We start from the raw sequence: 12,613 nt of genomic DNA, 5'->3' as shown, positions 1-12,613 counted from the left end.
ATGAGGAGGATACCATGAAAATTTTGATGATTGAGGACAACGAAAGTGTTGCCCAAATGATGGATATGTTTTTTAAGAAGGAACAGTGGGAAGTGGTCAACGCCTACGATGGGGAAGCAGGGTTGGCCGCGTTCAAGGCCGCGCCCGATGCGTTCGATATCATCACGCTGGACTTGAACTTGCCGAAGATGGACGGGATGCAGGTGGCGCAGGAGATCCGCAAGCTGTCCGCAACGGTGCCGCTGGTGATGCTGACGGCGCGCGACTCCGAAAGCGACCAGGTGCTGGGGCTGGAGTTGGGTGCGGATGACTACGTGACCAAGCCGTTTTCTCCCATCACGCTGGTGGCGCGCATCAAGGCCCTGCATCGGCGCGCCGAGGTGGACAGCGGTCCGAGCCCCGAAGCTTCAGCGGCTGGGGACGCGTTTGACGTGGTGACCGCGCACTTCAAGCTGAGCACCAAGACGCGCGAGGCGTACCTGGACGATCAGCCGATCGCGGGCCTCACCCCCAAGGAGTTTGACCTGTTGCACACGCTGGCCAAGAACCCCAAGCAGGTGTTCTCGCGTGAGCAGCTGCTGCAGCTGGTGTGGGACTACGAGTACTACGGGGATGAACGCACGGTGGATGCGCACATCAAGAAGCTGCGTCAGAAAATCGAAAAGGTCGGCCCGCAGATCATCCAGACGGTCTGGGGCGTTGGCTACAAGTTCGATGACTCGGCGCTGGACGCCTAGCCGATGAAACTTCTTTACCAGCAAATGCTGGCGATTTTCGGGGTGATCTTTGTCACCATGGCAATCGTCAGCGTCCTGTTCATTCGCAGCACCGCCGCCAACGTCTGGGATAACAGTTTCAATCAGCTGGCACAGTATACGGATGTGCTAGAAGGCAATGCACTCAAGGCCGACGTGTCGCGCAACGTGTACGTGCCGAACACGGATTTTATCCAAAACGCGGAGAAGATCCTTTCGAACCAGCGCGTACATTTCATGATCTACAATGCCGACAACGAGGCCGTGTACCCGAATTTGGAAGGCAACACAGTCAACGCTATCAGCAAAAGCACGTGGAAAGAGCTGAAAAAAGGCAATCCGGTGGCGCTGCCGGAGCTGACCACCAACCCGCGTGATGGGAAGCAACAGAGCATGACGATCTACTACAAGCCGGTGTACTTGTCTGGCAAGCTCCTGTTCGTCATCGCCGCGTTCGCCCCAGTGGATAACATTCAAAGCTCGATTCGTAAAACCGAGTACAACCTGTTCATCGCGTTCCTGCTGTCGGCGCTGGTGGCGATTGTCGTCTCCTACTTCGTGGCGCGCTATCAGGTCGACCGGATCAACCGGCTGCGTCAGGTCACTCACCAGGTGGCCGAAGGCGATTACGAGGTGGACGTTCAGCTCAAGTCCAAGGGTCACGATGAGGTCGCGGGGTTGGCGGCCGATTTTCAGGACATGATCGCCTCTTTGCGCGCCAGTCAAACGGAGATCCACCGCCAAGAAGAGCGGCGGCGGCAGTTCATGGCGGATGCGGCGCACGAAATGCGCACGCCACTGACCACCATCAATGGCCTGCTTGAGGGACTCGCTTATGATGCGATCCCCGAGGAAAGCAAGGGTGATTCGATCGCGCTGATGCAAAAAGAGACCAAACGCTTAATTCGTCTGGTCAACGAGAACCTGGACTACGAAAAGATTCGCACCAACCAGATCCTGCTGAAAAAGACCACCTTCAACGCCACGGAAACGCTGCAAGACATCCTCTCGCAGCTGACGCAAAAGGCGCAGACCGCTGGCGACACCCTGGTACTGGATGCGGCTTCGGATGTTTCGGTTTACGCCGATAAGGACCGCTTCGTGCAGGTGCTGTTCAACATCACCCAAAACGCGATCCAGTTCACCCAAAACGGCACCATCACCATCAGCGCCAAGACCGGGTACCACCAAACCGAGCTGACGGTGGCGGACACCGGCATCGGCATGAGCCCCGACCAGGTGCAAAACATCTGGGAGCGTTACTACAAGGCAGATCCGTCCCGTAAGAACACTCAGTACGGCGAATCCGGGCTCGGGCTGGCCATCGTGCACCAGCTGGTCACGCTGCACGGTGGCACGATCACGGTGGATTCAACGCTGGGTGAGGGCACGACCTTCACGTTAACGTTCCCAGACGCTGAAACCGCGCCAGAGCAGGCGCCGATCACCCACACCACTTAACATTGAGGAGGCTGGACCACGATGGCGGAGTTACTGGGTTGTTTGTTGGAACCACTACTGGGGCTTTTGATCGCGCCGCATTTTGACGCGCGTTATCCGCGCCGCAGTGCGGTGCAGCTCGTGGTGGCGTTGCTGGTTAACGGCACGCTCGCGGCGATGGGCGGCTGGCTGATCAGCCAAGGGTTCGCGCCGCACGACGGCTGGGCCCTTGGCTTGGGCGGGTTGCTGCTGGTGCTTTTTGGTGGGTTGTGTTGCCGCTTGGCCTGGCGTTACGCGCAGATGTGGCAACTACGGCGAAAATCACAATGAAAGTGCCTACATGTCTACGTGTCGTGGTACAATGAGGCGAATAGTTCACAAGAAGTGAGGCCAACGCCGTGGAAAAGTATTACATCGTAGATAGCTCAATTTTGCCCGAGGTCGTCGAGAAGGTGATCAAGGCGCGCACGCTGATCGAGAACGGTCAGGTGCGCCAGGTTTCCGAGGCCGTTAAGCAGGTCGGCATCAGTCGCGGCACCTATTACAAGTACAAGGATTACGTGTTTCTGCCAGATGCGGGGTTGACCCAGCGCAAGGCGGTCATTTCACTGATGCTGCACCACGATCGCGGCATTCTGTCGGAAGTGCTCAACACAATGTCCGCCGCCAACGCGAGCATCGTGACCATTAACCAGAACATTCCGATTCACGACTGGGCCAGTGTGGTGATTTCCTTTGACATCAGCAACCTGGCTGGGACGTTGGACGCGCTGTTGACGGCCCTGAAGCACTCGCGTGGGGTGACAGATGTGACGCTGATTTCGGTTGAATAACGCTAAACAGCGGTTCTGCATTGCCTCACGGGCGGTGACAGGACCGCTATTTGATTGGAAAAAACAATAAATGGCTTGAAAATGAGGAACTTCCGAGATATTCTAATTTAAATATCATCAAAGAGGATCTGCGTATGAGTCAACTCGTCAAAACGTTATTCGCCGTGTTTTTCGGCCTTATTGTGGCACTTCCCGCGCTGGGTTTGGTGTGCGGGGTGCTGATCATCACCGCCGGCCTGGCCGCCAGTCCCAGCCTGACCAGTATTGTGCGCGGGGTTGGGCTGGCGCTGGCAGCGCTGATCGGGATCGGTGGTGGGCTATTTGGCGGCTTGTGGGTGGCGCATTTTCACCATATGACGCTACGCTTCCGCACGCACCACGAAACGCGCCGGATCCGCGTGCGCGTTGACCTGACAGGCCGGGCGATTTACCACCACCTCTGGGCACAGGCACAGGTGCGGCGGAGTCAGGGGACGCCCTGGGTCACCGCCTGGGAAGGGGCGGTTGACGCCTACTTTGAAGACGACCTGCGCGATTATTTGCTGCAACAGGTGCGGGCTCAGCACGGTGTCGCGGTGGCCGATGCGATGCACTTGGCGGATGAGCAGGCGTATTACGTTTCGCTGTAATTACTCGTACGCATTGCCGCCGTTGTGGCCACCGACCAGGCTGGCGCGGTTGATGGCGGTGCCACCGAGCAGCTTGCTTTTGGCGTAGACCAGCTTGGTGAAACCGAACCGCGTGCGGATCTCATCGGTGACACGGGCGAGGTCGGTGCGGTGAAGTTGGGTGCGGACGGGCTCGAACAGGTTCAGCTGTTCGCCGGTGGCGGCGCTGAGGTGGCTGGTGGTGATGGCAATGTTGCGAATGACTTCGCCATGCCAATGGGTGTGAAATAAGGTGAGGGCCGCGGCGACTAGCGGCCCGTTTTGATCTGTTGGGGGGATCCGCATCGCGTGGCTGAATCCGGTGCGGCCGGTTGTTTCGCTGGCTGCGTAGGAGAAGCCGATGCTGAGGCTGAGCGTGCCGGCCTGCTGGCGGTGGTGCCGCAGTCGCGCCGCAACTTGTTCGGCAATTTCTTTGATCACCACTTCGATCTGCGCGGCCTCAGCGTAGTCGCGTGGCAAGACTTGTGAGTTGCCGAGGCTGGGGGCGCGCGTCACCGGGCGCACGGCAAGCTGACTCCGGTCGATGCCCCAGCTTAGTGCGAACAGCTGGGTGCCGATGAGCCCGAACTCGACTTTGAGCACGGCGGGATCGGTGTGCGCAAGGGCGTAAAGGCTTGTGATGTGCAGGCGCCTCAGCCGCTTGGCCGTGCGGTGTGCGATACTCCAGACGTCTGTCAGCGTGGTGATGGTCCACAGCTTCTCGGGGATGCTGTCAAACGAAAGGCTGCCGATGAGATCGGGGGTGTGCTTGGCCAGCAAATCCAGCGCCAGCTTCGCCTGCAGCGGATTTTCACCGATGCCAATGGTGGTGTACAGGCCCAGCTCGTCTTGGACGGTGCGCTGAATGCATTGCGCGGCGGCGCGAGGCGTAGTCCCGAACAGCCGCCAGGTGGCCGTCATGTCAAGAATGGACTCGTCGATGGAATACGGCCAAAGCGTGGCAGGCGCGGTGAACCGGCGGAAAATGGCATTGATGGCCAGGTTGCGCTGAATGTACAAGGTCATCCGCGGCGGCACGACCAACAAGCGGTCGTCTTGGGGCAGGTCGCGCTGGCGGCTGACGTTAGCTTGCAGGCCGTAGCGCTGTTTGGCCAAGGGACTGGTGGCCAGAATGAGCCCCCCGTTCGTGTTGGCCTGGTCGGACATGACTACCAGCGCCGTTTTGAGCGGATTGAGCCCGCGCGTGGTGCACTCGATGGAGGCGTAAAAGGATTTGTTATCGATCAAAAAATAGACGCCGCGGGGCTCGTTATCGTAGAGCATGCCGATCACCTCGCTTTATTATACGAACGCACGTTCCCTTTTCGCAAGCAAAATATTGACGAGTTGATCAGGGTCGAGGAATTAGTGATCGGTGTGCGTGCGCGCCCCATGAGCCATGAGACACCAAAACCCGCGTTTGCCGAAAGGGGTAAACGCGGGTTTTGGTGTGGGGCTAAGCGGTCGCATCGCTCAGCTGCGGGGCAGTGGTCCAGCTTGTCGCAGGGTGGGCGGTGATCAGATTCTCGTCTTGCGTGAGCAGAATTAGACTGGTGCCGCGCGCCCGGACGCTGGTGGCGGCGACGTTGAGAAAATCGCGCCGCTCCTGCAGGGTCATGCGCGCCGGGAAATCGTGCATCAGCAGAAACTCGCGGCCGGCCACCACGCCACGAAACAGTTGCAGGTACAGTGTTTGGGTGACGGTGAGCGCTGTGGCTGGCACGTCAGCTTGCAACAGATCGCGGCGGAAGGCATCGGGAATCAACGCCAGGTCCTTCGTACGGCCGTTGATCAGCAGGTTGTTGCGCACGCTGAGGTACGGCACAACGCCGGTATCCGTGGGTGTGATGAGCCCCAGGCTTTTGCGCGCGCCGTTGGCCATGAACGCCTGGATGTATTGGCGGTAGCAGGTTTCAAGGGCGCTCAAATTCGCACAGTAGATGAAGTACAGGTCGGCAGGGGTGAAGAGTTGGCGCACCTGCGCCTGAAAGGTTTTGGTGGTGTTAGATTGAAATAGCGGCATCGGGGGCCTCCGAAATTTCGTGTGAGTGGGGACTAGGGGTGAAGCCGCCGGCGGGCCAGCAGCAGGGTGAGGCACAACGCGGCCCCTTGCCCGCCAAGCAAGGCCAACGCGCCGGCAAGAAGGGTGCGTAGCCCGCCATTGAGGGGCACCTGCGGCTGCGGGCCAGCGCCGGGGGCAAGCAGGCCAGGACCACTGAAGCTAGTCAGATGGGCGTGCATGAGGGCCTCTAGGTCCTGGGCGGCGGTTGTGCCACTGAGCGCCGCCGTCAGAGTGCGGGTAAAGGCGGTATTGGTGAACTGGCTTAGCTGGCTGCCCAGACTGGTACCGATCAGCGTCACGCTGAGCCAGACGAGCGTAAAGCCGGCAGCGTACACGATCAGGCTTTCCAGCAAGTACTGAGCGGCAATGTCCCACGGGCTTTTGCCCACCAGCAGGTAGGCGGTGGTTTCGCCTTGCCGCTGGCGGCCGGCCCACAGGGTCAGCGCAAAACTGATGCCGGCCAGCGCAACCAAGAGGCCCCACCAGCCCCACTGGTAGGATTGGGCCAAGGTGGCATAGGTGTGTTTGACCGTGCGGATCAAGCTTGCGGCCTGGGTGACGGCTGAGTGGTCGAACTGGTCGAGGCGACTTAAGAAACCCTGACGCATGACGGTGATGTTGTTTTGACAGGTCAGCAGGAACAGACTGGTGCAGGTAAACACCAGGATCCCGAATAATTCGCCCAAGTATGCGCGGCGATGAAATCGCAGGGCGCCCAGGGCGCGGTCTAGAAAACGCATCTCGTCACCTCACCTTATGGCCTCAGTATAGCGGCGAGGTTTGAACAAAATATGAACTTCTGCTGAAGAAACGCGCGGGGATTCGATTTCAGGCGAGCGTGCCGGCCCACCGCCCGCCAACAAGGGCCGTCCTTGCTTCTGGCTGCCGCAGTAAGGCAGCCGAACGGCCAGCCGCGCGTGCCGACGAAGCAGGCCGGATACGCCAATCGCCCCACAACCTAAGTTTGCGGGGCGATTGGCGTATCCTCTGGGTGCAACCGTATGTGGCGCGACCGCTGGGGAATTATTGACTTTTGGTGTTGGCGGTGCCAGATGCTGGCGGAATGGTGGTGCTGGCTTGAGCGGCCACCGTGGCCGGGTAATCGGTGATGATGCTACGGTCGTTGGCCACTTCAGGGGCGTCGGTCACGTACTGGTCGATGGTGCTGTTCTCGTCGTTTTGGCTGAACAGTGAGGTCGATTGGCGGCCGCGCTGGCGTTCCGTTTGAAGGACGCTTTGGAGGCTCTTGGCGTAGTTGGCCTTGCTTGGGTCGACCGGGGTGAAGCCGGCGGGGACGTAGAAACGCAGTAGGTTCTTTGTCGCTAGCGTGTCGGACAGACCCAAACGTGTATCAACGGACGCTTGCGTTGCGGCCAGCTGCTTTTTGAGCGCCGCATCCGGCGTGACGACTGCACCGGTCGAATTTTTGTAAACGGTGGTGCCCAGAACCGTGTACTGGCTGGTCACGAAATTGTGGTTCCGGAATGCGACCACGTTGTCGTGCTGCGGCGACAGCAGGTCCGCCCCGAACTGTACGAAGTTTTGCGTGTCGACGCCGAGCAGGTGCAGCAGCGTCGGTAAGGCGTCGATTTCACCGCCGTACGTGTGGTTGATACCGCCAGTGAGCCCTGGGGCGTGGAAAATCAACGGCACACGCTGCAGATTGGCATCGTCAAAGGGGGTCCACTCACTGCCGGTATCGCCAGTCGGGTCAGAGGTGCTCTTATTCAAAACGGTTGACAGGGTCTGGTTGCGATCATTGGAAATCCCGTAGTGATCCCCGTACAGCATGATCAAGCTCTTATCGTACAGGCCACTGGCCTTCAAGTAGGCGAAGAACTCCTTGAGGGCCGCATCGAGGTAGTGTGCGGTGCGGAAGTAGCCGTTGATGTAGGCATCATCAGTCCCAGCATCCGGGAAGTCCGTGTCCGCATCCGTGATGAAAAACGGGTAGTGGTTCGAGGTCGTGATGATTTTGGCGTAAAACGGCTGCTGCAGGTGTTCCAGGTACTTGCTGGTTTCCGCAAACATCAGCTTGTCCTTGATGCCGTACTCTGTGATGGTGCCAGAGTCGTGCGCGTAAAAGTTGCCATCAAAGAAATAATTGTAGCCGAGGCTCTTGTAGGTGTTTGTCCGGTTCCAGAAGGTCCCTTCGCCGCCGTGGAACACCGCCGTGGTGTACCCGGCGTACTGTTCCAAAAGCGCCGGGGCCCCTTGGAAGGTGTTGTCCGTGCCGAGGCTGGAGAATAGGGAACCGGTGGGGAGGCCGAAGGTGCTGGTTTCGAGCATGTTTTCGGCATCGGAGGTTTTGCCGAGGCCGACTTCATGGAAAAAGTTATCGAAGCTCAAGGTGTTGTCATCTTTGATCAGCGCGTTCAAAAACGGCGTGACCTCCTGACCGTCGATCTTCGCGCCGATCAGAAACTGTTGGAAGCTTTCCAAGTGGATGATGATCACGTTCTTGCCCTTCGCGGTCCCAAAGTAGTTGGCGTCCGGCGCGGCGTAGTGGGCCTTGGTGTAGGCCAGCACCTTGTCCATGTCGGCACTGTCGGCGCTGGCGCGAACCTGATTGTTTTGGGCCGTCTGAAACGCATCGTAAACCGTGAACGGCGTGAGGCCGAGGTACTTGACGATGTAGTTGCGGTCAAACGTCCGGGTCAACAGCTGCGGGCGGTTCAGCTCGGATACCGCCATGGTGATCCCAAAGCAGGCCACGGCCACGGCGCTGACGGCCTGGGGCACATGGTAAGCCACCGGCTGGCGGTCTCGCACCAAGCCGAAGTGTGGCCAGCGTAGCGGCTGGCGGTGAATGAAGCGCCAGACGTTCCATCCGGCATAGCCCACCAGGGCCAGCAAGGCCAGTCCCACATCGAGGACATACACGGCATCGCGCCAGATGATCATGTTCACGAAGCTCCCACCCAAGCCGGCGGACACGTTTTTGACGCTCATCACGGTACCAACGGTCATGAAGTCGGTGAATTCCCGGTAGTATAAGACGTTGGTGAGCAACAGCGCAGTCATTAGGACGTAAAGCAGTGCCCCCAGTGCGTAGGCGCGCCGCGGTTTGCGGACATAGAGCGCCAACGACAGGAGGGCTGCGCTGGTGCCGAGCGGATTCAGGAACAAGAGGAGTTGCTGCAAAACCCCGGTAGCACCGAGTGTGAAATCGACGTAATAGGCGAACAGGGTCTTCAGCCAGATCAGGCCTAACAGCAGGCTCAAAAACCCGAGTCGGGTCGTGCGCAACCAATGGATTAAAGGTTTCACGGAATCCTCCTTTGGGCAGTTTTGTCTTCAATATTGTACCCGTCTCAAGACGGTGGGGCAAACGAATGACGCTTTTGTAAGAATGACTTAAACCCTGAGCGGCGCATGGGGGCGGTCGGGGCGGATTGGGTACAATAAAATCGATAAGTTGGAGGCGCGTATGCTGTTTTTAGGGCCGGTTTATCAGCTGGTTCAAACCCAGCTGGAGCACCGCATCAACCATTGGCCGCTGGTGCGGCTGATCATGTACAGTTTAGATAAAACGATCCTTTACCTGCTGCTATTTTGGGTGGGGCGCTTGGTGTGGCTTCGGGTGACGCGGCGGCGCACAACTTTGGGGCATGAGCTCAAGGTCGTGGTGTTTGCCGGGTATGTCATCCTCCTGTTGATGCTGACGGTCTTTCGCCGCTGGTACTATCCGTGGGAGCTGCAGTTTTACTTCGATCACCCGCTACGCGACATCAACTGGACGCCGCTAGTGGAGACCCTGAAGTTGCGCGCCGGTTTCAGCCAATTCGACTTTTGGTACCAGTCGCTGGGCAACGTGGTTTGGTTCGTGCCCTTCGGCTTCGGCCTGCCGTGGGTCAGCCGCCGGCGGTTGGGCGTGCCGGCGGTGGTGGGGATCAGCCTTTTATTCTCCCTATTGATTGAGACCATGCAGTTTTTACTTTACAGCGGCGTTGCGGACATCGACGACCTGCTGTTTAATACACTGGGTGCCATCATCGGCGCGCTTGCCTACCGGCTGCTGCTGGGGCGGCACCGGTAACCTTGAAGCTGACAGCCACCTGCCAGCTTTTTTTGTGCCACATCGCGCAACGGGACACCAGTTGCATAACGTTTTGACGACGAATCGACGGAACGTTCGAGAACAACCACTTTCAGAAAAATCAGTCTAGACCGGCGCGGGTTTGAAAACGGACCAGGCGAATCGGCGAACGCGAAAAAAAGTTTCCGTTGTGGCCTGGTCAATACGCTCATTAACACACAATCCGCCGAGCCGTGGTCGCGCGGCGGCTGGCTGAGTTCAGGGCCCGCGGCCCACCATTTTGCGACTGCGACCGAATCCGGTTTCAAAATGCGAATGCCGAGGGCTGGCGGTTGCACTGAAAACGAAACCACGATAAAATAACTTCTTGTGGTTTTTAGACTGAAACCGAACAAGACTGAAAAGAGGACACAAACATGGCAATCATTATCGCGCTGATCCCGGCACTGGCTTGGGGATCAATCGGGCTGGTCAGTGCTAAATTGGGCGGTAACGCATACCAGCAGACGCTTGGGATGACATTGGGGGCGTTGATCTTTGGCGTTGGCACCTTCTTGGTCATGCACCCTGTTTTGGATGCACAAGTCTGGGCACTCGGTATTCTCTCCGGGCTGTTCTGGAGCCTGGGCCAGAGCCAGCAGTTCCAGACGATGAAGTACATCGGCGTGTCCATGACCGTGCCGATGTCAACGGGCATGCAGCTGGTCACCAACACGTTGGCGGGCGCCTTGCTGTTCCACGAGTGGCAAAGCGGCAAGGACATCTCGCTGGGCCTGTTGGCGATGGTGCTGCTGGTGCTTGGGGCGGTGCTGACGTCCCGCAAGGAAAATGCGGCTAAAAACGGCGGGCAAACCGAGTTTGCGAAGGGGCTGCGTACGCTGATCATCTCGACGGCCGGTTACGCCGGCTACACGATCGTGGTCAACGCCGGCCACTTGGACGCGACCGCAGTGGTCCTACCGCAGGCGGTGGGGATGGTCGTGGGCGCCTCGCTGTTCTCGATCGGCCACGCAGCGGTCAACCGGGAAACGGCGAAGAATGTGCTGACCGGGCTACTGTGGGGAACGGGGAACGTCTTCATGTTGCTGGCCATGAGCCAGATTGGCTTGGCGATCGCCTTTTCCATGTCACAGATGGGCATTGTAATCTCTACTTTCGGGGCCATCTTCCTGCTGGGCGAGCGCAAGACGCACAAGGAGATGACGTGGATCACTTGGGGTTCCTTGTTGATCATCGCTGGGGGAGTCGTCCTTGGCATCATGAAATAGGAATAATGCTATACTGAATCAGGGCATGTTTTGCGAAGAGGACTTATTACATTCGCAATAAGGTGCCTTGATTTTTCATGAAAAGATGCTTAAAGTTGAAACCGATACCTGATCACTTTGAGGAGGAACAGACTTATTATGGCTCACATTTCATTTGATTCATCCAAGCTGGACAAGTTCGTCCACGCGAACGAACTCGGCCAGATGCAGGCGCTGGTGACGGCGGCTGACACCGAATTGCGCGAGGGCACCGGTGTCGGTAACGACTTCCGCGGCTTCATCGACCTGCCAGTGGCTTACGACAAGGACGAATTCGCCCGCATCCAGGCGGCGGCCAAGAAGATCCAGTCCGACTCTGAAGTCTTCGTTGCCATCGGGATCGGCGGCTCCTACTTGGGCGCCCGTGCGGCCATCGACTTCTTGTCGCACACCTTCCGTAATGCTGAACCGGGTCGCAAGCTGCCAGAGGTTTACTTCGCCGGCAACTCGATCTCCAGCTCGTACTTAGCTGACCTGCTGGACGTCATTGGCGACCGCGACTTCTCTTTGAACGTGATCTCCAAGTCTGGGACCACCACCGAACCTTCGATCGCCTTCCGTGTGCTGAAGGCCAAGTTGATCGAAAAGTACGGCAAGGACGCTGCCAAGGGCCGCATCTACGCCACCACCGACCGCGCAAAGGGCGCGTTGAAGGACGAATCCGATGCGGAAGGCTACGAAGAGTTCGTTGTGCCGGATGACATCGGTGGCCGCTTCTCCGTGCTGTCCGCTGTGGGGCTGTTGCCGATCGCCGTGGCCGGTGGCGACATCGACCAGCTGATGAAGGGCGCCGCAGACGCACGCACCGAATACAGCGATGCGGATTTGAGCAAGAACGAAGCTTACCAGTACGCGGCCTACCGGAACATTTTGTACCGCAAGGGCTACACCACGGAGCTACTTGAAAACTACGAGCCAACCCTGCAATACCTCGGCGAATGGTGGAAGCAGCTCATGGGCGAATCCGAAGGGAAAGACCAAAAGGGCATCTACCCATCCAGCGCCAACTTCAGTACCGACCTGCACTCTTTGGGCCAGTACATTCAGGAAGGTCTGCGCAACCTGATGGAAACCGTCGTTTGGGTGGAACAGCCGAATCACGACCTGACCATCCCGGCCGAACCTGGCTCGTTGGACGGCCTGGAATACCTGGAAGGTCGCTCCATGGCTGAAGTCAACCGCAAGGCCTACGAAGGCGTTGTGCTGGCGCACACCGATGGCGGTGTGCCGGTCATGACCGTCTCCATTCCGAAGCAGGACGCCTACACGCTGGGCTACTTGATCTACTTCTTCGAAGCCGCTGTGTCCATCTCCGGTTACCTGAACGGCATCAACCCGTTCAACCAGCCCGGGGTTGAAGCCTACAAGAAGAACATGTTCGCGCTGCTCGGTCGCCCGGGTTACGAAGACATGACCAAGGAATTGAACGCACGCCTGTAATGGCGCGGCTTACAGCGGTTTGCGCTGATCATGGGAATCGGGTTTTGATGCCCAACAGATTGGCAAAAACGAGTCGTGGTTGTCAAAATG

General features: G+C 58.4%; 12 protein-coding genes. 8 read left to right on the top strand and 4 right to left on the bottom strand.

The annotated features are described in order from the left end of the window. The first annotated feature begins 14 nt into the window (after positions 1-14). From EKM88_RS09290 to EKM88_RS09270, 5 genes are all read left to right on the top strand, one after another. Complete coding sequence (locus EKM88_RS09290; RefSeq protein WP_125705495.1) at positions 15-737, top strand: response regulator transcription factor; 723 nt, start codon at positions 15-17, stop codon at positions 735-737. Positions 738-740: 3 nt separating this feature from the next. Then, positions 741-2,216 carry a sensor histidine kinase gene (locus EKM88_RS09285; protein ID WP_125705493.1) on the top strand — a complete coding sequence of 492 codons (1,476 nt, stop codon included), beginning with the start codon at positions 741-743 and terminating at the stop codon, positions 2,214-2,216. Between the two features lie 21 nt (positions 2,217-2,237). Further along, a complete protein-coding gene (locus EKM88_RS09280; RefSeq protein ID WP_125705491.1) occupies positions 2,238-2,525 on the top strand; it encodes a hypothetical protein in 288 nt (95 codons plus the stop codon). A 68-nt stretch (positions 2,526-2,593) separates the two neighbouring features. After that, positions 2,594-3,028 carry an ACT domain-containing protein gene (locus tag EKM88_RS09275; RefSeq protein ID WP_125705489.1) on the top strand — a complete coding sequence of 145 codons (435 nt, stop codon included), beginning with the start codon at positions 2,594-2,596 and terminating at the stop codon, positions 3,026-3,028. A gap of 134 nt (positions 3,029-3,162) precedes the next feature. Then, entirely contained in the window at positions 3,163-3,657 is a 495-nt protein-coding gene (locus EKM88_RS09270; RefSeq protein ID WP_125705487.1) for a hypothetical protein, read from the top strand. On the opposite strand, the gene EKM88_RS09265 is transcribed toward EKM88_RS09270, so the two are convergent. From EKM88_RS09265 to EKM88_RS09250, 4 genes are all read right to left on the bottom strand, one after another. Beyond that, positions 3,658-4,959: a Y-family DNA polymerase gene (locus tag EKM88_RS09265; RefSeq protein WP_125705485.1), complete on the bottom strand. Its 1,302-nt coding sequence runs from the start codon at positions 4,957-4,959 to the stop codon at positions 3,658-3,660. A 172-nt stretch (positions 4,960-5,131) separates the two neighbouring features. Further along, the gene (locus tag EKM88_RS09260; RefSeq protein WP_125705483.1) at positions 5,132-5,698 is read right to left on the bottom strand and encodes a hypothetical protein; all 567 of its coding nucleotides are present in this window, start codon (positions 5,696-5,698) and stop codon (positions 5,132-5,134) included. Between the two features lie 32 nt (positions 5,699-5,730). Beyond that, a complete protein-coding gene (locus EKM88_RS09255) occupies positions 5,731-6,477 on the bottom strand; it encodes a hypothetical protein (protein ID WP_125705481.1) in 747 nt (248 codons plus the stop codon). 283 nt (positions 6,478-6,760) lie between these two features. Then, a complete protein-coding gene (locus tag EKM88_RS09250; RefSeq protein ID WP_225418462.1) occupies positions 6,761-9,007 on the bottom strand; it encodes an LTA synthase family protein in 2,247 nt (748 codons plus the stop codon). A 160-nt stretch (positions 9,008-9,167) separates the two neighbouring features. Here EKM88_RS09250 and EKM88_RS09245 point away from each other — a divergent pair, with 160 nt between their 5' ends. The 3 genes from EKM88_RS09245 (at position 9,168) to EKM88_RS09235 (ending at position 12,523) form a co-directional block, all read left to right on the top strand. Continuing rightward, positions 9,168-9,776 carry a VanZ family protein gene (locus EKM88_RS09245; RefSeq protein WP_125705479.1) on the top strand — a complete coding sequence of 203 codons (609 nt, stop codon included), beginning with the start codon at positions 9,168-9,170 and terminating at the stop codon, positions 9,774-9,776. A gap of 416 nt (positions 9,777-10,192) precedes the next feature. Next, positions 10,193-11,044, top strand: a complete 852-nt coding sequence (locus EKM88_RS09240) for a GRP family sugar transporter (RefSeq protein ID WP_125705478.1) — start codon at positions 10,193-10,195, stop codon at positions 11,042-11,044. Positions 11,045-11,182: 138 nt separating this feature from the next. Further along, the gene (locus EKM88_RS09235; RefSeq protein ID WP_125705476.1) at positions 11,183-12,523 is read left to right on the top strand and encodes a glucose-6-phosphate isomerase; all 1,341 of its coding nucleotides are present in this window, start codon (positions 11,183-11,185) and stop codon (positions 12,521-12,523) included. The last annotated feature ends 90 nt before the right edge of the window (positions 12,524-12,613 follow it).

Origin of the sequence: Lacticaseibacillus daqingensis (assembly GCF_003946115.1) — a bacterium.
Lineage (GTDB): Bacteria > Bacillota > Bacilli > Lactobacillales > Lactobacillaceae > Lacticaseibacillus > Lacticaseibacillus daqingensis.
Note: the sequence above shows the minus strand (reverse complement) of the source record. Positions and strands in the feature narration are given on the sequence as shown.

Coding starts and splice junctions, on each gene's coding strand:
- EKM88_RS09265 (WP_125705485.1), bottom strand. CDS start 4,959: ATGCTCTACGATAACGAGCCCCGCGGCGTCTATTTTTTGATCGATAAC.
- EKM88_RS09245 (WP_125705479.1), top strand. CDS start 9,168: ATGCTGTTTTTAGGGCCGGTTTATCAGCTGGTTCAAACCCAGCTGGAG.
- EKM88_RS09280 (WP_125705491.1), top strand. CDS start 2,238: ATGGCGGAGTTACTGGGTTGTTTGTTGGAACCACTACTGGGGCTTTTG.
- EKM88_RS09240 (WP_125705478.1), top strand. CDS start 10,193: ATGGCAATCATTATCGCGCTGATCCCGGCACTGGCTTGGGGATCAATC.
- EKM88_RS09255 (WP_125705481.1), bottom strand. CDS start 6,477: ATGCGTTTTCTAGACCGCGCCCTGGGCGCCCTGCGATTTCATCGCCGC.
- EKM88_RS09285 (WP_125705493.1), top strand. CDS start 741: ATGAAACTTCTTTACCAGCAAATGCTGGCGATTTTCGGGGTGATCTTT.
- EKM88_RS09290 (WP_125705495.1), top strand. CDS start 15: ATGAAAATTTTGATGATTGAGGACAACGAAAGTGTTGCCCAAATGATG.
- EKM88_RS09270 (WP_125705487.1), top strand. CDS start 3,163: ATGAGTCAACTCGTCAAAACGTTATTCGCCGTGTTTTTCGGCCTTATT.
- EKM88_RS09235 (WP_125705476.1), top strand. CDS start 11,183: ATGGCTCACATTTCATTTGATTCATCCAAGCTGGACAAGTTCGTCCAC.
- EKM88_RS09260 (WP_125705483.1), bottom strand. CDS start 5,698: ATGCCGCTATTTCAATCTAACACCACCAAAACCTTTCAGGCGCAGGTG.